We start from the raw sequence: 18,708 nt of genomic DNA, 5'->3' as shown, positions 1-18,708 counted from the left end.
CGCTGCACCGACCGGCAGCCAGTTGGCTGACCGTCAGCGCGGCCCGTCAGCGCAACGGAACGATGTCCTCGATACCCAGTCGTGCGGCGTCGGCGGATTCGTCGTCCGGCTGCTCCTGGCTGAGCCGTTCGGCGTCGACCCGGGCCAGGTAGTGCTTGATTTCGCCCTCGCGCTGCGCATCGCTCCAGCCGAGGACATCTCCCATCAGTTTAGCGACTACCGGCGCCGCGGACACACCACGGTCCCAGGCCTCAATGGATACACGGGTCCGGCGGGTCAGCACGTCCTGCACGTGGCGGGCGCCCTCGTGGGAAGCTGCGTACACGGCCTCGGCGGCGAGGTAGTCGTCAGCACCGGGCAGCGGTTCGCCCAGTTCCGGGTTCTCGGTGATGAGAGCCAGCACCTCCGGGGTCATCGAACCGTAACGGTTGAGCAGGTGCTCGATCCGCGCCACATGGACGCCGGTCTCCTCGGCCATCCGGTTCCGTTTGTTCCACGCGGCTTTAAATCCGCTGGCGCCCAGCAGCGGAATGGATTCCGTGCAGCTGGGCGGAACGCGCTCGTCCATGCTGCGGGTCGCCTCGTCAACGGCGTCCTTGGCCATAACCCGGTAGGTGGTCCATTTGCCGCCGGCCACCACCACGAGGCCGGGGACCGGGTGAGCCACGATGTGTTCGCGCGACAGTTTGGCGGTGGAGTCGTTTTCGCCGGCCAGTAGTGGGCGGAGCCCGGCATAGACCCCCTCGACGTCCTCGCGGGTGAGCGGGCGTTTCAGAACCTTGTTCACATGTTCAAGGATGTAGTCAATGTCTTTGCTGGACGCCGCCGGGTGGGCCTTATCCAGGTGCCAGTCGGTATCCGTGGTGCCGATGATCCAGTGCCGGCCCCAAGGGATGACGAAAAGAACGGACTTTTCGGTCCGCAGGATCAGCCCCACCGTCGATTGGAAGCGGTCCCGCGGCACCACGAGGTGGATGCCTTTGGAGGCGCGGACCTTGAGCTGACCTCGGTCGGTCACCATGGCCTGGGTTTCGTCCGTCCAGACGCCCGTGGCGTTGATGACCTGCTTGGCCCTGATATTGAAGGTGGAGCCGTCCTCATGGTTGACCACCCTGGCGCCAACCACGCGTTCGCCTTCCCGGAGAAAGGAGACCACTGACGTCTGGTTCACCGCGTGGGCGCCGTGGTAAGCCGCGGTGCGGACCAGGTTGGCGCAGTACTTGGCGTCGTCGACCTGTCCGTCGTAGTACCGGATGGAGCCGACGAAGGCGTCGTCTTTGAGGCTCGGCGCCGCCCGCAGCGTGCCCCGGCGGCTCAGGTGTTTGTGGAACGGCACGCCGCGGCGCTGGCCGCTGGAGATGGACATGGCGTCGTACAAGGCGATTCCGGCGCCGACGTAGGGCCGTTCAAAGAAGGGTTTGGTCAGCGGATACAGGAACGGCACCGGCCGGGCCAGGTGCGGGGCGAGCACCGAGAGGATCAGGCCGCGTTCGTGCAGCGCCTCTTTGACGAGCGCAAAATCAAGCATCTCCAGATAGCGCAGGCCGCCGTGGATCAGTTTCGAGGAGCGGGAGGAGGTGCCCGCAGCCCAGTCGTTCGCCTCGACGATGCCGACGCTCAGGCCGCGCGTGACTGCGTCCAGGGCGGCGCCGGTGCCGACGATGCCGCCGCCGACAATGAGGATGTCGAGTTCCTTCCCCGGACTGGTGGTGCCCCTGAGTACCGCGAGTGACGCTTCGCGTTCCGCAGGACCAAGGGCACCGCCTGCCTTGGGTGAACCGCCGGGATAACTGTTCATGTCACGCCTCCATCCGGATCAAAGCTCGTAGTGCACCACACTACTTCCAACTTCCCCGGATGGGCAGGGGGCGTCTAGTTGCCGGCGTACGGCGAGACGACGACGTCGACCCGCTGGAATTCCTTCAGGTCCGAATAGCCGGTAGTCGCCATCGAACGGCGCAGCGCACCGATCAGGTTGGACGTTCCGTTGGTGTGGTGGCCCGGACCGAACAGGACCTCCTTCAGCGGTCCGACAGTGCCCACATTGACCCTGTCGCCGCGGGGAAGTTCGAGGTGGTGCGCCTCCTGGCCCCAGTGCCAGCCTTTGCCCGGGGCCTCTTCAGCGCGGGCGAGGGCACTGCCCAGCATCACGGCGTCGGCGCCCATGGCGATGGCCTTGACGATGTCGCCGGAGGAGCCCATGCCGCCGTCGGCAATCACATGGACGTAGCGGCCGCCGGACTCATCCATGTAGTCGCGGCGGGCAGCGGCCACGTCGGAGATGGCGGAGGCCATGGGCGAGTGGATGCCGAGGGCACGGCGGGTGGTGCTTGTGGCGCCGCCGCCGAAGCCGACCAGCACGCCGGCGGCGCCGGTGCGCATGAGGTGCAGCGCCGGGGTGTAGCCGGCGGCCCCGCCGACGATGACGGGGACGTCGAGTTCGTAGATGAACTGCTTGAGGTTCAGCGGCTCGTCGTCCTTGGAGACGTGTTCAGCCGAGACGGTGGTGCCGCGGATCACGAAGATGTCGACGCCGGCGGCCAGGACCGTCTTGTAGTGTTCCTGGGTCCGCTGCGGGGTGAGGGAACCGGCGACTGTGACGCCTGCGGCGCGGATCTCGGCGAGCCGCGAAGTGATCAGCTCGGGCTGGATCGGCGCCTGGTAGAGGTCCTGCATGCGCCGGGTGACGGCGGGGCTGTTGGTCTCGTCCTGCAGCGCACCGATCTGGTCCAGGACCGACTGCGGGTCCTCATACCGGGTCCAGAGGCCCTCGAGGTCGAGAACGCCGAGCCCGCCGAGGCGGCCCAGGGCGATGACGGTCTCCGGCGACATGGCCGAATCCATCGGCGCCGCGATGACCGGCATGTCGAACTTATAGGCGTCGATCTGCCAGGCTACGGATACGTCCTTGGGGTCACGCGTTCGTCGGTTGGGGACGATCGCAATGTCGTCCAGGGAGTAGGCACGACGCCCACGCTTGCCACGGCCAAGCTCAATCTCGTAAGTCACGTCCCCACTTTACTTGACCCGGCCAGCCGGGCCGCGCCGGCCGAGGCACGAGGAATGGGCGTGCCCTCGGTCCCCGGGTGGACATGTCCGTTCTTCGTGCCCGGGAGCGGACATACAGGCATCATGTCCGGCCGACGCGGCAGGCAAGGGACATGCCCATTCTTCGCACCCGGGAGTGGGCGCCTGGACATCACCTATGGGCATCATGTCCCGCAGACGCCGCAGGCAGGGTGCATGTCCATTCTTCGTGCCCGGGAGCGGACATATGGGCGCTATGTCCAGCGGACAGGGTGAGCGGAGGGCATGTCCCGTGGCGGCGGACCCCCAATTGAGCGGTGAGACACCTCGAGCGGTCAGACGCCTCCGATGTCATCCACCGTGAGCTGGGACTCGAACATCCGGAAGTAGCGGCCGCGCAGGGCGACGAGTTCCTTGTGGGTGCCCTGCTCCACAAGCCTGCCGTCCTCGAGCATGTAGACGATGTCCGCCTTCTCGATCGTCGCGAGCCGGTGGCTGATGGCGATGATGGTGCTGCTGCGGTCGGCGAAGAGCCGGCTGAAGATGCGGTGCTCGGCGAGGGCATCGATGGCCGAGGTCGGCTCGTCCATCACCATGAACGAGGCGTTCCGGTAGAAGTTCCGGGCCATCGCCAGGCGCTGCCACTGCCCGCCTGACAGCCCGCTGCCCTTCCGCCCGCGCGGATCCTCCATCCAGTTGCTGACGTGGTTGTCCAGGCCGTTGGGCAGCTTGTTGATGAAAGACAGGGCCTCCGCGGCGCCGGCGGCCCGGCGGATCCGCTCATCGTCCCGCGGCGAGTCGACGTCGCCGAAGAAAATGTTCTCCGCCGCGGTGGCGAACTCGTACTTGAGGAACTCTTGGCTCAGCACAGCCAGATGGCGGTGCCAGGAGGTGACGTCGACGGCGGCGAGGTCGACGCCGTCGAGCATGACCTGCCCGGAATCCGGCCGGTAGAGTCCGGCCAGGACGCGTATCAGGGTGGACTTGCCGGCACCGTTCTCCCCCACGATGGCGATGTGCTGGCCCTCTCGGATGGTCAGCGAGATCCCTTTGATGACCTCCAGTTCGCTGCCGGTGTAGGTGAAGCGGATGTCCCGCAGCTCCACCGTCCCGGGCGACTCCAGCAGGGGCGGGGCGTGGTCGGAGTGCACCGGCAGGGCCATAAACAGCTCGTAGTCCTTGAGGTTCGCGAGGTCCTCGTCGATGGAGCTGAGCGAGGACACGAGGCTGTTGGCGGTGGAGAGCGCACGGCTGACTATCTGTTGGACGTAGAGGAACTGGCCCACCGGCTGCGCGCGGGCGATGATCTGGCCCACCACCCAGATCAGCGACACAACCTCGGCCCCGTATTGCAGCGCGTCGGCGGCGAGCTGCTTGGGGATGTAGCGTTTCTGAAAATCCAGCCGGCGCTTCTCGTCGGCGTCCCGCAGCCGCGAGCGCAGTCCCATCAGGTAGCCGACGATCCCATAGAGGCGCATCTCGGCGATGTGCTGGGGGCGCAGGAGGTTGGTTTCGATCATCCGCCGCTGGCGGCGGGAGTCAATCTGGGTGTTCCAGTGCGCGATCTGTTCGCGGGAGAGTTTGAACTGCAGGTAGACGCTCGGCACGATCGCCACGAGGACGATCAGGGCTATCCACCAGCTGACCAGCAGCAGCGCCCCGATCGCGAGGATCACCGAGGCCAGCTGAGTGAAGATGGCGGCGATCCGGTCCAGGACCCTGGCGTAGGAATCGGAGAAGCGCTTGGCACGGTCGTACAGGTCGACCGTTTCCTTGTCGTCGTAGCGCCAGAATTCGAGGGCAAGGAACCGTTCATACATGAGGTCGCCGACAATCGCGCCCACCTTGAAGCTCATGAGCTGCTGGATGTAGCGGTCCACGCTGCTGAAAGCCCCCCAGAAGAGGCCCAGCACTGCCGTGATGATGACGTAGATGATCGCCTGCCGGCCGGCCGCGGCGTCGCCGGAGTAGGCGGCCGCGAGCGCCGTCGTGGTCAGGGCAGCGAAGTACGTGGTGACCAGCGGCAGCAGCGCCGAAATCAGCGAGCCTGCCACTTTCATCACGACGGCGGCGGGCGAGGCCCGAAAGCTTACGCGCAGCACTTGCGCGACGGCCCGGGCGTAGGGCCTCAGCGCCAGCTTGCGCGTCGGTTCACGCGCGGGCACGAGTTCGGACATGCCACCAGCCTAGTTGCGGGCAGCGACACGTGAATGCCGGCTAGTACTTCTCCCCGTACTGGTATTCCGGAAAGTCGAAGCAGGCGCTGAAACTGCCGATCTGGAGGCTCTCCGGATCGTCCCAAAAGGACACCAGCAACTGGGTGCCGTCGTTGTGGAGGAGGTCCACCCGACGGTTACCGTCGTTGTCCGTGCCATCCGTCGCGGACCAGCCAGTCTGTCCGGAGAGTGAATCCCGAACCTCGTCCAGGAACTTCGTTCGGTCGAGGCCCGGCCGCAGCCCGACCTGGCCGGTGCCCACCCACTTCTTTTGCTCGCCCCGGCATGGCATCAGGCTCGAGGTGTCGTTCTCGAAAACCGAGACGACCACATCGGCCGGCACCATCCCGATGATCTCGTGCTGAACGGCAAGGAGCTTGGACTTGGCAGTTTCCAACGTTGCTGGTGACATCGTTTCCCCCTCTTGTGGACCTGTTCCTGTTTCTGTTCCGCAGCCGGCCAGGCCAAGGCCGAGGCTGATGGCCAAAGGCACGCACCCCATCCGGGCCAGGGGGGACCACCGCCTGCTACCTCGCATGAATCTCGCTTCGGACATCTTCCAGGACGGGCGCATTGAACGGATCCGTCGTCGCGATGAGGCTGTGGTTATCGATGCTGTAGGCCTCCTGCCAGTTCCAGCCTCCCGGCGGGGCATAGACATGCTTTTCAAAGGCGGGCTCCTTCATGGGGTAGTTCTCTCCCCCGACTCCGCTGAGTTCTGCTGTCAGCAGGATGTCAGGATACGTGTAGCTGGAGTACTGGGTGCCGGCGCTGGCCGTCCAGCCGGGAGGCATCGCGGCTCCCGACAAGGCAACGACCCTGTCGTAGTGGGCACCGGCGGCCTCGGACCCGGTGACGTTCCGCAGCCCCCAGCTGTGGCCGACGGCAACGGTCTGCGCTCCGGCCGGTTTCTCCAGCTCGACGGCGGTCTGGAAATCCCGGAGCGCGGGGGCCGTCTCAGCCACGAATTCGTTGCTTTTGGCTTCGTCGAAGAAGGCTTCCGCAAAGGGGCCGTCGGGAAATTCGGTTCCTTTGTAGACCAGGGCGACTGTGCCCTTTGCCGGGTCAGCGCCAACCAGCCATTGTGCAACGGACTGCGGGCCGCCGCCGTAGAACGACTGCTCGTTCGTTCGGGTTCCGGGTACGTAAGTGACCACGGTCGTGGTGCCGGCGTCGTAGTCCCCGATCATTTCCACAATCGCGCTGTGCTCCGGATCGTAGGCCACGAGTTTGATCTTCCCGTCGACCACCTTTTGCAGGTAGGCCGCACCCGCCTGCCGCGCCGCCCACGCGTCGTGCTCTTTCGCGTACATCGCGGGATACCCGGCAGCAATGATCAGCGGATTGAATGTGGGCTCCTGATCGGAGCTGCCGAGCCAGTCGATCCGGTGCCGGGCATTGAAGGCGTTCGCGCGGATACGGTCTTCGAACGGGATGCCGTTGGTGTTTCCGGCCAGGACCGGGTACCGGGCGATGAAGGCGGTCCGTTGCCCGGCAGCCAGCCCGTCCCACCAGGACCGGATCCGGGCCGGCGCCAGGCCCGCCAGAGCGGAGGGGTTCGGTGCGGCCACCGCCGTCGACAGTGGGCCCCCGGCCGCTCCGGATCCGCCGGCCCGGCTGGCCTGCTCCTGCTCGTCGGCGTTGCGGACCAGTTCCTGGCCCGCTGCGTTCAGGAAAGCGGCGGCCTGGCGCAGCGCCCGGCTGTGGCCGGACTGCCAGTCATGGCGGAACCTGTCGGCGTCGGGCCCCGGCCACGGCGCCTGCGCCACACCGGCGCCCAGGGTGCCCAGCTGCGAAAGCAGGATCCGGCCGGAAGAACCCATCTGGGCGCCCAGCCGCCTGAGCTGGGCAGTATCCGCCCCCTGAAATCCAACAGCCATGTGCCATCCCCGTACAGCCGGCGCCAATGGGCCGCGGGCCAGGAAATCCCGGGACCGCCGTTCACCCTCGACGCTACCGTGCGCAGAAACTAACAGGCCATGGGGAGAGGTCCCCATGGCCTGCGTGTCGCGGCGTCTGCCCTGGGGCCACGCCCGCCGGGTTCCCTGGCCGTGGAGCCGCTCCGGCGAGGGCCCCGACCCGAGCTTGCGAGGGCCGGGAGCCGGTGCGTGGAGCCGCTCCGGCGAGGGCCCCGACCCGAGCTTGCGAGGGCCGGGAGCCGGTGCGGACTTGCAGGTCAGGGAGCGGGTGGGGACTAGCGCGAACCGTAGTTCGGTGCCTCCACTGTCATCTGGATGTCATGCGGGTGGGATTCCTTCAGCCCGGCCGGCGTGATGCGGACGAACTTGCCGCGGGCCTTGAGCTCGGGAATCGTCGGTGCTCCGGTGTAGAACATGGTCTGGCGGAGGCCGCCGACCAGCTGGTGCGCCACCGAGGCCAGCGGGCCGCGGTAGGCCACCCGGCCTTCGATGCCTTCCGGGATGAGCTTGTCATCGCCGGAGACGTCCGCCTGGAAGTACCGGTCCTTGGAGTAGGAGGTGTTCTTGCCGCGGGTCTGCATGGCGCCGAGGGAACCCATGCCGCGGTAGAGCTTGAACTGTTTGCCGTTGACGAAAATCAGGTCGCCCGGGGACTCGTCGCAGCCGGCCAGCAGGGAGCCCAGCATTACGGTGTCGGCTCCGGCCACCAGCGCCTTGCCGATGTCGCCCGAGTACTGCAGGCCGCCGTCGGCGATCAGCGGAACGCCGGCGGGGATGGCAGCCTTGGCGGATTCGTAGATGGCGGTGATTTGCGGTACACCCACGCCGGCGACAACACGGGTGGTGCAGATCGATCCGGGGCCCACGCCCACCTTGATGCCGTCGGCGCCGGCGTCGATGAGCGCCTGGGCGCCTTCGCGGGTGGCGGCCTGGCCGCCGATGATGTCCACGTGGGCGGCGGCGGGATCCGCCTTCAGCCGGCTGATCATGTCCAGCACGCCCTGCGAGTGGCCGTTGGCGGTGTCGACGAAGAGGACGTCCACGCCGGCGTCGATCATGGTCATGGCACGTTCCCAGCCGTCGCCGAAGAACCCGATGGCGGCACCGACACGCAGCCGGCCCGCCTCGTCCTTGGTGGCCAGCGGGTATTGCTCGGCCTTGGTGAAGTCCTTGGTGGTGATGAGGCCCTTGAGCCGGCCCTGCTCGTCCACCAGCGGGAGCTTCTCAATCTTGTTGGTGGCCAGCTTGTGCGAGGCTTCCTCGCGGCTGATGCCGACGTGCCCGGTGACGAGGGGCATCTTGGTCATAACGTCGCTGACGAGGCGGAGCGGGAAATCAGCCTCCGGCACGAAGCGGGTGTCGCGGTTCGTGACGATGCCCAGCAGCCGCATTCCCTCGTCCACGACGGGCAGCCCGGAGACCCGGTAGTGCGAACAGATTTCATCCAGCTCGGCCAGTGTGGCCTCGGGACCGATGGTCAGCGGGTTGGTGATCATGCCGGACTCGCTGCGCTTGACCCGGTCGATCTGGTCGGCCTGATCGGCGATCGAGAGGTTGCGGTGCACGACGCCGAGACCGCCCTGGCGGGCCATCGCGATGGCCATCCGGGACTCGGTGACGGTGTCCATGGCGGCGGACAGCAACGGCGTCTGGACCGTGATGCGCTTGGAGATCCGGGATGAGGTGTCCGCCTCAGAGGGAATGACATCCGTGTGGCCCGGCAGGAGCAGGACATCGTCATAGGTCAGGCCGATGAAGCCGAAGGGGTCGTGTCCGGGCTGGGTCATGAGTGCGCCTCTTACCTTGGTTGCAGGGTGTCACGGGTAGGGGTTGCAGCAGATGACCAGCCCGTCATTACGGGCATGGCCTGTGCAGAAGTGTTGAATAGATAGTAGAACCTTGGCGGCGATCCCCATATTCCGGGGCGGAAATGTGAGCAACCGCACGGGCTTCGCCGGCCGCCGGCGCAGATGGGGAATCCGGGTCCTGGTCCTGGTCCAGCAAAGCGATATCGGCACCGACGACGTCTGGCCTCCGCGAGCTGGAGTCCTCCGCCGTCTTGCTCCTGATGACGGGTCCACGAAGAACCTCGCGATCCCGCAAAGCCCGGCAGGAACAGTTGTGCGATGCTCACCGCCGTCGAGGGCGTCGGGCAGGTGACCCCCGAACCCCTCCAAAAGGCCGGATGACGACCGGTCCCCATACAAGCCCGCCGGACCCCCGCGTCACCGGGATACGGTTACCGCATTTCATGTCAGTGTGGTGGGAGTCGAAGGAGGTGGGCCCGTGATCGTGCAACTGCGAATTTGTGTCCCGGAGAAGTTGTCCCCGGTTGTGGTGGACTGCTGCTCCGGCGAGATCGGCGTCGCCGAAGTCGCACGCCATTCCGGCGCTTCCCTCGTTCCACCGGGCGACGTCATCCAGGTCCTGCTGGCACGCGAATCCGTGGAGCGGCTGGTGGAGAAACTCCATGCGCTGAAAGTCCAGGAAGCGGGTTCGATCTCGGTCACCACGCCGGAGCTGGTGCTCTCGGACCGGGCGGACCATGCTGAGGCGGCCGCCCCGGGCGAAGGTGCCGACGCCGTGATCTGGGACGAGGTGTCCCGGCAGACGGGTGAGGACTCGCGGCTGACCTGGAGTTACCTGGCGTTCCTCGTCCTCGCGACCCAGCTGGCGGCCATCGGCATCGTCACGGATTCGACCATCGCCATCGTCGGGGCGATGGCGGTGGGGCCGGAGTTCGGCCCGCTGGCGGCCCTGGCGGTGGCACTCGTCCGGCGGCAGTGGCAGCTCGGCCGCGGCGCGGCACTCGCGCTCGGCGTCGGCTTCCCGGTGGCCATGCTCGCGGCGGCCCTCACGGCCTGGCTGTCCGTGCCGCTCGGTCTTTTTCCCGCCGACGTGCTCGACCGCGGCTCCGCGGTCGATTTCATCTACCACCCGGGGCCTTATTCGCTGATCGTTGCCGTGCTGGCCGGGATCGCCGGAATGCTGTCCGTGATCAGCCGCCGGTCCGCAGCCCTGGTGGGCGTCTTCATCTCCGTCACGACGGTCCCGGCCGCCGGATTCGTGGCTGTGGCACTGGTCCTGGGCGAGTACCAGAAGGCGGCCGGATCGGCGCTCCAGCTGGGGTTGAATCTCATGGGAATCGTGGTGGCGGCTGTTACCGTCCTGATCTTCTACCGGCTGATTACCAGGCGGCTTCCGCGGGACGCCGCGCTGCGGCTTCGCCGAAGGGCGCTCCGCTCCCGGCACTGACTCAAGTGTCCTGTCACGAAAAGAGGGACCGGAACAGCTCGCGCTGGTCCGGTCCCTTCTTCTATGTGCTGGTGGAGCTGCGGTGCCGGTCAGGGCGCCGTCGGCCAGGCTTAGTGCTGGTGGCCTGCGTGCTGGTCTTCGTCGGCAGGCTTCTCCACCACGAGGGTTTCCGTGGTGAGAACGAGGGCCGCGATGGAGGCAGCGTTGCGGAGGGCCGCACGGGTAACCTTTACCGGGTCGATGACTCCGGCGGCGATCAGGTCTTCGTATTCGCCGGTCTTGGCGTTGAAGCCGTGGTTGTCGGCGGATTCGGCCACCTTGGCGACGACAACGTAGCCGTCGAAGCCGGCGTTCTGGGCGATCCAGCGCAGCGGCTGGGTCAGTGCCCGGCGGACGATGCCGACAGCTGCTGCTGCGTCGCCGTCGAGCGCCTTCACGGCCGGATCCTCGTCGAGCGCCTTGAGGGCGTGGATGAGGGCAGCGCCGCCGCCGGCCACGATGCCTTCTTCGAGGGCTGCGCGGGTCGAGGAGACAGCATCTTCGATGCGGTGCTTCTTTTCCTTTAGCTCCACCTCGGTGGCTGCGCCGACCTTGATCACGCCGATGCCGCCGGCCAGCTTGGCCAGGCGTTCCTGCAGCTTTTCCTTGTCCCAATCGGAATCCGTGCGGGTCAGCTCGGCGCGCAGCTGGGAAACCCGGGCTGCGACGTCCTCGGCCGAACCGGCGCCGTCGACGATGGTGGTGTTGTCCTTCGTGACGGTGATTCGACGGGCGGTGCCCAGCACCTCAAGGCCGACGGTGTCCAGGCTGAGGCCCAGTTCCGCAGAGACAACCTGTGCGCCCGTGAGGGTGGCGATGTCCTGCAGCATGGCCTTGCGGCGGTCACCGAAGCCCGGCGCCTTGACGGCAACGACGTTCAGGGTGCCGCGGATGCGGTTGACGATCAGCGTGGAGAGCGCCTCGCCGTCGACGTCCTCGGCAATGATGAACAGCGGTTTGGAGCTCTGCAGTGCCTTTTCAAGCAGCGGCAGGAAATCCTGGACCGACGAGATCTTGCCCTGGTTGATCAGGATCAGGGCGTCTTCGAGGACTGCTTCCTGGCGTTCCGCGTCGGTGACGAAGTAAGGGGACAGGTAGCCCTTGTCGAACTGCATGCCCTCGGTGAGGACCAGTTCGGTCTGCGTGGTGGACGATTCCTCGATGGTGATCACACCATCCTTGCCGACCTTGCCGAACGCCTCGGCCAGGAGCTCGCCGATCTCGTCGCTCTGGGCGGAGATGGAAGCGACGTTGGCTACCTGGGTGCCGCCGACCGGACGGGCATTTTCCAGCAGGCGGGCTGCGATGGCCTCGACTGAGACCTCGATGCCGCGCTTGATCTCGCCGGGGGCAGCGCCCGCCGCAACATTGCGGAGGCCTTCCTTGACGAGGGCCTGTGCCAGCACGGTTGCTGTGGTGGTGCCGTCGCCGGCAACATCGTTGGTCTTGGTGGCGACCTCTTTGGCAAGCTGCGCGCCAAGGTTTTCGTACGGGTCATCCAGCTCGACTTCACGGGCGATGGTGACACCATCGTTGGTGATCGTGGGGGCGCCCCACTTCTTGTCCAGCACGACGTTGCGGCCGCGCGGGCCAAGCGTCACCTTGACGGTGTTGGCGAGCTTATCGATGCCGGCTTCGAGCGACCGGCGGGCAGCGTCGTTAAACGCGAGCTGCTTTGCCATGGTTTTGTCCTTTCAAAGACAGAACCCCGCGCAGCTGACCTGTCCGGGATGGACCAGAGGGATCGGCGGCGCGGGGGTCCAAGAGAGTTACTTTACGACGATCGCCAGAACGTCGCGGGCGGACAGCACGAGGTACTCGGTGCCGCCGGTCTTGACTTCAGTTCCGCCGTACTTGGAGTAGATGACAATGTCGCCGACGGCAACATCGATCGGGACGCGGTTGCCGTTGTCGTCAAAGCGGCCGGGGCCTACTGCAACAACTTCGCCTTCCTGCGGCTTTTCCTGCGCGGAGTCCGGGATAACCAGGCCGGAGGCCGTGGTCTGCTCGGCTTCGAGCGGGCGGACAACAATACGATCCTCAAGAGGCTTAATAGAGACCGACAAGGACCTCTCCTATTCGTCAGCAAATTCGTGGACTGTGAAGCTCCGGTGCCATGGCGTACAGACCGTCGTCGCGGTGCCGGCAGCAGCCTGGCTGATAGGGCTTCAGGTGTTAGCACCCTCCTAGGGAGAGTGCTAATGATGACTCTATGTAAGGAGTTAGCACTCGGTCAAGGCGAGTGCCAGAAGTTCGTTGCGGGTGAACGCCGGCGCAGCCTGGGACGGGCCCGGATCGGGGCGGGGTAATACCCCCGGCTACCGTTCTCCGAGATCGTCGAAGTCCACGTCTTCGCCGTCTTCTTCGCCCGCGTCCGGGCTCCGCTCGTTGCGGTGGCGGTAGACGACGACGGCGCCTGCGGCGGCCAGGAGGACGCCGGCGCCGAGGAAGACGACGCCGCCAACCCGGGCCGCGGCGTAAGTCTCGCGGATGTTGCGTGCCTCGTCGGTGGCGTCCGTGACGTCCTGGCCCCCGACGGAATAGATGGTCGCGTTGAAAGTGTCCAGGAAGAAGATGATGACCAGGAGCGCCACGCAGACGACGGCGATGACGCTGCCCGCGATCAAAGCCGGCCGGGCGTACGGGGCGAGTCCCCGGCGGGCGGGCCGGCCGCCGTCGGCGTCCTGGTCGGCGGCGTCGTCGTTCGGGAAGTTTTCGTCCGTGCCGCTGTTCGCCGTGCCGCTGTCATCCATGCCGTCAACCCTATCGGGCGGACCGGAAGGACCGGGCGCACCGGGCGGACGGCGCCCCAACCGTGTCTGCCCTAGGCTTGATCGCATGGCTGACGCACCGCAGGACCAGATCGCACCGCTCCTCAATCCCGAGGGCTGGGATCTCCTGGCGTCGCTGGGACCCTACCGGGAGGACGATGCCTTCCGGCTGAATGCCTCGCTCCGGAAGGCCGGCCACTCCCCCGAACTGGTCGCCGCCGTGCTCACCCAGTCCCGGCTGCGGACCAGGGCCGAAGCCAAGTTCGGCGAGTTCGCCCGGCAGATGATCTTCACCCAGGCCGGACTGGAGCAGGCAACCAGGCTCCCGGTCGCGGCCCGGCACGCCCAGCGGTTCCTGGCAGCCGGCGTCGCCCACGTCGCGGACCTTGGCTGCGGCCTCGGCGCCGACGCGATGGCCCTGGCATCCCTGGATATCCAGGTGACGGCGGTGGAAATGGACGAGACCACGGCTGCCTGCGCCACGATGAACCTGATCCCGTTCCGGAATGCCACCGTCGTCCACTCGGACGCCACCTCCGTGCCCCTCGACGGCATCGACGGCGTCTGGTTGGACCCGGCCCGTCGCACCACCTCCACCTCGGGCACCAAACGGCTCTGGGACCCGGAAGACTTCTCGCCGCCGCTGTCCTTTGTCGAGTCCCTGGCCGGCACCGGACTCGCCGTGGGCGTCAAAATGGGCCCCGGCATGCCGCACGACGCGGTGCCCGGTGGCTGTGAAGCGCAGTGGGTCTCGGTGGGCGGGGACGTCACCGAGGTGGCGCTGTGGTTCAACGCGGTCCGGCGCCCCGGGATCAGGCGTGCCGCCCTCCTGCTGGGCTCCGAGGGTGCGGCGGAACTCACCAGCGCTGAGGACTTTGCCGGCGGCCCGGTTGCACCGGTCGGCCCGGTCGAGGGCTATCTTTATGAGCCCGACGGCGCCGTCATCCGCGCCGGGCTGGTGGCCGACGTCGCCCTCCAGCTGGGCGGGCACCTCGTGGACGAGCACATCGCCTACATCTGCGCCCCGGAACTGCGGGACACCCCGTTTGCCCGGGCCTACCGGGTCCTGGAGGTGATGCCGTACAACGTCAAGTCGCTCAAGGCCTGGGTCAAGGACCACGGCATCGGTGTGCTGGACATCAAGAAACGCGGCACCTCGGTCACTCCGGAGGAGCTGCGCAAGCAGCTGCTGTCCGGTGGCAAGTCCGGAGGGAAAACTGGAGGAAATGCCGCCAGGAAAACAGCCACCCTGGTCCTCACCAGGATCGGCGAGGACCGGGTAGCCATCTCGGTGGAGCCGGTCTAGGAGCCACTCTGGTTGGTTCGTCGGGGGTTGAGGTCCAGGGGTAACGGAGTGGAGCACCCGGGCCGGGCCTGCCCCAGGGGCGTGCCGCCGCGCCCGGTCTACTGCACCATGTCTACTGCGCCCGCATAAACTCCTCGGCGGCCCGGATCTGCTCATCGCTGGGCCGGATGCCTGTGTAGAGGACAAACTGTTCCAGCGCCTGGATGGTGGCCACCTCGGCGCCGGTAATAACGGTCTTGCCGGCCGCGCGGGCGGCCCGGATCAGCGGAGTTTCCGCCGGCAGCGCAACGACGTCGAACACCACCGTCGCGGCGTCGACGGCTTCCTGCGGGAAGGACAGCGCCCCCGCATCGGGGCCGCCCGCCACACTCCCTGCCATACCGATGGGTGTGACGTTGATGAGCATGTCCGCCATGCCGGTGCCGGCACCGCCGTCGGCATCTGCACAGCCCAGTTCCGCACACCACTTGAAGCCGTACAGCTCCGCGAGCGTCCGCCCGGCGGCCTCGTTGCGGGCGATCACCGTGACGTCCGTAAATCCGGCGTCCCGCAGCGCTGCCACGGTGGCCTTGGCCATGCCGCCGGAACCCTTCAACAGCACGGAGTACGAAGTCGGCACGGCATTGCGCTGCAGCAGCTCCTCGATGGCCGTGTAGTCGGTGTTGTAGGCGGTGAGCCGGCCGCCGTCGTTAACGATCGTGTTGACCGAGTCGATGGCCTTCGCGGACGGGTCCATCACGTCCACGAGGGCAATGACAGCTTCCTTGTAGGGCATTGAGACCGCGCAGCCGCGGATTCCGAGGCCGCGCACGCCGGCGATCGCCTGCGCCAGATCGGTCGGGGCAAAGGCCTTGTAGATCCAGTTCAGGCCCAGCTGTCCATACAAGTGGTTGTGGAAGCGCGTCCCGTTGTTACTCGGGCGGGCCGAGAGGGAGATGCACAGGGTCATATCTTTATCCAGGATGGGCACCCCTTCATTAAACGACAGCGCGCACTAAACGGCGGCGCGGCGCTGCGACGGCAGAGAGGCCAGTGGCCGGCGGAGCCGGTGGCGACGCGGCGGTAAAGACGCACCGGGCAAGCGGCGGACGCGGGGGCCCGCGCCAGGATTGCGCTGAGCGCCGAAGCGGCCGGGGTCCATTTGTGAACACTTTCACTTCTTCGCCGCAACCTGGCCACCGTCCCGGCGCTGCCCCTGCACTAGACTTGGACCACCGTTGCCCTGCCAACTGTCCGGCGACTCCGCCCGTGACTTTGCCAGCCGGAGTTGCGGCAACGTCACAGCAGAACAGTGAAGGGACCACATGAAGATTGATTTCGCTTCATCAAGGCAATCAACTCTTGGTGTGGAATGGGAGCTTGCCCTCGTCGATGCGGAAACCGGCGAACTGTCCTCGGTCGCCAATGAGGTGCTCCGCGGCGTTGCCGCCCGGCATCCCGAGCTGAACGAGGACGACGAGCACCCCCACATCAAGCAGGAACTGCTGTTGAACACCGTGGAACTGGTCACTGGGATCTGCACCACGGTTGCGGAAGCGAAAGCTGACCTGGAAAGTTCGCTGGCCGCGGTCCGGGAAGTCACTGATCTTATGGGTGTTGAGATCTTCTGCGCCGGGAGCCACCCCTTCAGCCCGCCCCAGCTCCAGCCCGTGACCGACAAAGCTCGCTACGCGAAGCTCATTGACCGCACCCAGTGGTGGGGCCGCCAGATGGTCATCTACGGCGTCCACGTGCACGTCGGCCTCGACAGCCGGGACAAGGTCCTTCCCGTGCTGGACGGCCTGGTCAACTATTTCCCGTACTTCCAGGCGCTCTCCGCGTCCAGCCCGTTCTGGGGCGGCGAGGACACCGGCTATGCCTCGCACCGTGCCCTCATGTTCCAGCAGCTGCCTACCGCCGGCCTGCCGTTCCAGTTCTCCAGCTGGGAGGACTACGAGTCCTACGTCCAGGACATGTTCACCACCGGTGTGATCGACACGCTCTCCGAGATCCGCTGGGACATCCGGCCGGTCCCCAACCTCGGCACCATCGAGATGCGCATCTGCGACGGCCTGGCCACTCTGGAGGAGGTCGGCGCCATCGCTGCCCTGACCCAGTGCCTGGTCGACGAGTTCTCCACCACGCTGGACGACGGCGGCACCATTCCCACCATGCCGCCCTGGCATGTTCAGGAAAACAAGTGGCGGGCGGCCCGCTACGGCCTGGACGCCATCATCATCCTCGATGCCGAAGGCAACGAACAACTCGTCACGGACCACATCCGCGAGACGGTCAAGCGGCTTGAGCCCGTCGCGGTGAAGCTCAACTGTTCCGCCGAGCTGGCCGATGTCCTGACGATCATTGAGCGCGGTGCCGGCTACCAGCGGCAGCGCCGCGTGGCGGCAGAGCACGGCGGCGACCTGCGCGCCGTCGTCCTGGACCTGGTCAAGCAGATGCGCAAGGGCCCCAAAGCCTGACTCCGGCGCGTCTTCGCGGCGCGGCCGGCCTGTGGGCGCATCTTTTATCCCGCGCGGGGCACACCCGGAATCCCGCGCGGGACGCTGCGGCTCAGGCGGAGATGGTGGTGACCGGCATGGACGAATCCGGTGCGAAGCCGATGCCGCTCGGCGCAATCCCGGCCATCACCAGCTGGGCCCCGAGGGCCGCCACCATGGCGCCATTGTCGGTGCACAGACCCGGGGGCGGGACGGTCAGACGGATCCCGGCGGCACTGCAACGCTGTTCGGTCAGCTGGCGCAGCCTCGAGTTCGCGGCCACACCGCCGCCCAGCAGCAGCTCCGTGATGCCGTTCTCCCGGCAGGCCAGCACGGCCTTGGACGTAATCACATCCACCACGGCTTCCTGGAAGGCTGCGGCGATGTCCGCCACCGGGACCGGCTGGCCGCGGGCTTCGAATTGCTCGACGCAGCGGGCGACGGCGGTTTTGAGTCCGCTGAAGGAGAAGTCGTAGCGGTGCGGTCCGGGTTCCTCGGCGGTGCCCATGTACTTCGGCTGGGTGAGGCCGCGCGGGAATCGGATCGCCTTGGGGTCGCCGGTGCGCGCCAGCTTGTCGATGGCCGGGCCGCCCGGATAGCCCAGGCCCAGCAGCCGCGCCACCTTGTCATAGGCCTCGCCGGCGGCGTCGTCAATCGTGGAGCCGAGCAGTTCGACGTCGTCCGTGATGTTCCGGATCCGCAGGATCTCGGTGTGGCCGCCGGAGACCAGCAGCGCGCCCAAATTTTCCGGAAAGGTCTCCGGAAAGGTCTCCGGCAGGGTCTCCGGCAGCGCCCCCGACGGCGGCGGCGCCGCCCCGCCGTCGTCCGCCCGGAGCAGGCCGACGCCGACATGCGCCACAAGGTGGTTGATCGCGTACAGCGGTTTGCCGGTGGCGACGGCGAGGGCCTTGGCCGCGCAGACGCCGACCATCAGGGCTCCGGCGAGTCCTGGACCGGAGGTGACGGCGATGGCATCGAGGTCCGCCAGGGTCACACCGGCGTTGGCCAGCGACTCCCGGATGGTCGGGACGAATGCGTCGAGGTGGGCTCGGGAGGCGATCTCGGGAATGACGCCGCCGAACCGGACATGCTCCTCCATCGAGGAGGCCACGGTGTTGCTCAGCAGCCGGGTCCCGCGAACAATCCCGACGCCGGTCTCGTCGCAGGAGGACTCAATGCCAAGGACCAGCGGCCCGTCTCTGTGCTGGGGGCGGTTCATGGGCGGCCTGCTTCCCGGGATGTGGTGTCGGAGCGTGCGCCGGTGAGCCGGAGCCGCATGATCAGTGCATCGACGCCGTCGCGGTAGTAGCGCGGCCGGACATGGATCTGTTCGAATCCGAAACGGCGGTAGAGCTGCTGGGCGCGGGGGTTGTCGGCGCGGACTTCCAGCAGCACGTCCTCGGCGTGGCGGCTCCGGCTCTCGCGGATGAGCCCGGTGAGCAGGGCGGAGCCGATCCCCTTTCCCTCCTGCTCGGGTACGACGGCGATGGTCTGGACGTCCGCGATCGGCTGCATGCACATCAGCCCGGCGTAACCGACGATTGTCCCGGCGTGCTCGGCCACGAGGTAGTGCCGGGTTTCGGCCTGCGAGAGCTCATCGACGAACATCTGAAGCGGCCAGGCGTCCACCGGAAACAGCCGGCGCTCGAGTTCGTGAACCGCGGGAATGTCCCTGGCGGTCATTTCCCGCAGCGTTGCCTC

At 66.9% G+C, this 18,708-nt stretch carries 15 protein-coding genes; 3 read left to right on the top strand and 12 right to left on the bottom strand.

Annotated elements, in window-relative coordinates:
• Positions 1–46: 46 nt before the first annotated feature.
• The 6 genes from AC50X6_RS03430 to guaB all read right to left on the bottom strand — a co-directional run bounded on the left by AC50X6_RS03430 (position 47) and on the right by guaB (position 8,949).
• Positions 47–1,798, bottom strand: coding sequence for a glycerol-3-phosphate dehydrogenase/oxidase (locus AC50X6_RS03430; protein ID WP_494964880.1), 1,752 nt, complete (start codon positions 1,796–1,798; stop codon positions 47–49).
• 74 nt (positions 1,799–1,872) lie between these two features.
• Complete coding sequence (locus tag AC50X6_RS03425) at positions 1,873–3,009, bottom strand: GuaB3 family IMP dehydrogenase-related protein (RefSeq protein WP_494964879.1); 1,137 nt, start codon at positions 3,007–3,009, stop codon at positions 1,873–1,875.
• Between the two features lie 353 nt (positions 3,010–3,362).
• Positions 3,363–5,204: an ABC transporter ATP-binding protein gene (locus AC50X6_RS03420; RefSeq protein ID WP_494964878.1), complete on the bottom strand. Its 1,842-nt coding sequence runs from the start codon at positions 5,202–5,204 to the stop codon at positions 3,363–3,365.
• Between the two features lie 40 nt (positions 5,205–5,244).
• Positions 5,245–5,655: a hypothetical protein gene (locus AC50X6_RS03415; RefSeq protein ID WP_494964877.1), complete on the bottom strand. Its 411-nt coding sequence runs from the start codon at positions 5,653–5,655 to the stop codon at positions 5,245–5,247.
• Positions 5,656–5,770: 115 nt separating this feature from the next.
• On the bottom strand, positions 5,771–7,123 hold the full coding sequence (locus AC50X6_RS03410; RefSeq protein ID WP_494964876.1) for a hypothetical protein: 1,353 nt from the start codon (positions 7,121–7,123) through the stop codon (positions 5,771–5,773).
• 314 nt (positions 7,124–7,437) lie between these two features.
• Complete coding sequence (guaB, locus tag AC50X6_RS03405) at positions 7,438–8,949, bottom strand: IMP dehydrogenase (protein WP_494964875.1); 1,512 nt, start codon at positions 8,947–8,949, stop codon at positions 7,438–7,440.
• A 499-nt stretch (positions 8,950–9,448) separates the two neighbouring features.
• On the opposite strand from guaB, the gene AC50X6_RS03400 reads away from it, so the two are divergent.
• The gene (locus AC50X6_RS03400) at positions 9,449–10,417 is read left to right on the top strand and encodes a DUF389 domain-containing protein (RefSeq protein ID WP_494964874.1); all 969 of its coding nucleotides are present in this window, start codon (positions 9,449–9,451) and stop codon (positions 10,415–10,417) included.
• Between the two features lie 110 nt (positions 10,418–10,527).
• On the opposite strand, the gene groL is transcribed toward AC50X6_RS03400, so the two are convergent.
• From groL to AC50X6_RS03385, 3 genes are all read right to left on the bottom strand, one after another.
• Entirely contained in the window at positions 10,528–12,138 is a 1,611-nt protein-coding gene (gene groL / locus AC50X6_RS03395; RefSeq protein ID WP_326966754.1) for a chaperonin GroEL, read from the bottom strand.
• 87 nt (positions 12,139–12,225) lie between these two features.
• Positions 12,226–12,522: a co-chaperone GroES gene (gene groES / locus AC50X6_RS03390; protein WP_326966753.1), complete on the bottom strand. Its 297-nt coding sequence runs from the start codon at positions 12,520–12,522 to the stop codon at positions 12,226–12,228.
• 252 nt (positions 12,523–12,774) lie between these two features.
• Positions 12,775–13,209, bottom strand: a complete 435-nt coding sequence (locus AC50X6_RS03385) for a hypothetical protein (RefSeq protein WP_494964873.1) — start codon at positions 13,207–13,209, stop codon at positions 12,775–12,777.
• A gap of 85 nt (positions 13,210–13,294) precedes the next feature.
• Here AC50X6_RS03385 and AC50X6_RS03380 point away from each other — a divergent pair, with 85 nt between their 5' ends.
• Positions 13,295–14,533 carry a THUMP-like domain-containing protein gene (locus AC50X6_RS03380; RefSeq protein ID WP_494964872.1) on the top strand — a complete coding sequence of 413 codons (1,239 nt, stop codon included), beginning with the start codon at positions 13,295–13,297 and terminating at the stop codon, positions 14,531–14,533.
• Positions 14,534–14,645: 112 nt separating this feature from the next.
• Here the strand turns inward: AC50X6_RS03380 and AC50X6_RS03375 are convergent, their stop codons facing one another.
• Positions 14,646–15,503: a shikimate 5-dehydrogenase gene (locus AC50X6_RS03375; RefSeq protein ID WP_494964871.1), complete on the bottom strand. Its 858-nt coding sequence runs from the start codon at positions 15,501–15,503 to the stop codon at positions 14,646–14,648.
• Positions 15,504–15,837: 334 nt separating this feature from the next.
• Here AC50X6_RS03375 and AC50X6_RS03370 point away from each other — a divergent pair, with 334 nt between their 5' ends.
• Positions 15,838–16,989, top strand: a complete 1,152-nt coding sequence (locus tag AC50X6_RS03370; RefSeq protein WP_494964870.1) for a glutamate--cysteine ligase — start codon at positions 15,838–15,840, stop codon at positions 16,987–16,989.
• A 91-nt stretch (positions 16,990–17,080) separates the two neighbouring features.
• Here the strand turns inward: AC50X6_RS03370 and tsaD are convergent, their stop codons facing one another.
• Entirely contained in the window at positions 17,081–18,226 is a 1,146-nt protein-coding gene (tsaD, locus tag AC50X6_RS03365) for a tRNA (adenosine(37)-N6)-threonylcarbamoyltransferase complex transferase subunit TsaD (protein ID WP_494964869.1), read from the bottom strand.
• On the bottom strand, positions 18,223–18,690 hold the full coding sequence (gene rimI, locus AC50X6_RS03360; RefSeq protein ID WP_494964926.1) for a ribosomal protein S18-alanine N-acetyltransferase: 468 nt from the start codon (positions 18,688–18,690) through the stop codon (positions 18,223–18,225). The genes tsaD and rimI overlap by 4 nt, the downstream gene beginning before the upstream one ends.
• Positions 18,691–18,708 lie beyond the last annotated feature (18 nt).

It is taken from the genome of Pseudarthrobacter sp. HLT1-7, from assembly GCF_059383435.1.
This window is presented reverse-complemented; position numbering and strand designations above follow the sequence as displayed.

Excerpts from the sequence above, each read along its gene's own strand:
- rimI (WP_494964926.1), bottom strand. The coding sequence starts at position 18,690 with ATGACCGCCAGGGACATTCCCGCGGTTCACGAACTCGAGCGCCGGCTG.
- AC50X6_RS03410 (WP_494964876.1), bottom strand. The coding sequence starts at position 7,123 with ATGGCTGTTGGATTTCAGGGGGCGGATACTGCCCAGCTCAGGCGGCTG.
- groL (WP_326966754.1), bottom strand. The coding sequence starts at position 12,138 with ATGGCAAAGCAGCTCGCGTTTAACGACGCTGCCCGCCGGTCGCTCGAA.
- AC50X6_RS03415 (WP_494964877.1), bottom strand. The coding sequence starts at position 5,655 with ATGTCACCAGCAACGTTGGAAACTGCCAAGTCCAAGCTCCTTGCCGTT.
- tsaD (WP_494964869.1), bottom strand. The coding sequence starts at position 18,226 with ATGAACCGCCCCCAGCACAGAGACGGGCCGCTGGTCCTTGGCATTGAG.
- AC50X6_RS03420 (WP_494964878.1), bottom strand. The coding sequence starts at position 5,204 with ATGTCCGAACTCGTGCCCGCGCGTGAACCGACGCGCAAGCTGGCGCTG.
- guaB (WP_494964875.1), bottom strand. The coding sequence starts at position 8,949 with ATGACCCAGCCCGGACACGACCCCTTCGGCTTCATCGGCCTGACCTAT.
- AC50X6_RS03430 (WP_494964880.1), bottom strand. The coding sequence starts at position 1,798 with ATGAACAGTTATCCCGGCGGTTCACCCAAGGCAGGCGGTGCCCTTGGT.
- AC50X6_RS03380 (WP_494964872.1), top strand. The coding sequence starts at position 13,295 with ATGGCTGACGCACCGCAGGACCAGATCGCACCGCTCCTCAATCCCGAG.
- AC50X6_RS03370 (WP_494964870.1), top strand. The coding sequence starts at position 15,838 with ATGAAGATTGATTTCGCTTCATCAAGGCAATCAACTCTTGGTGTGGAA.
- AC50X6_RS03385 (WP_494964873.1), bottom strand. The coding sequence starts at position 13,209 with ATGGATGACAGCGGCACGGCGAACAGCGGCACGGACGAAAACTTCCCG.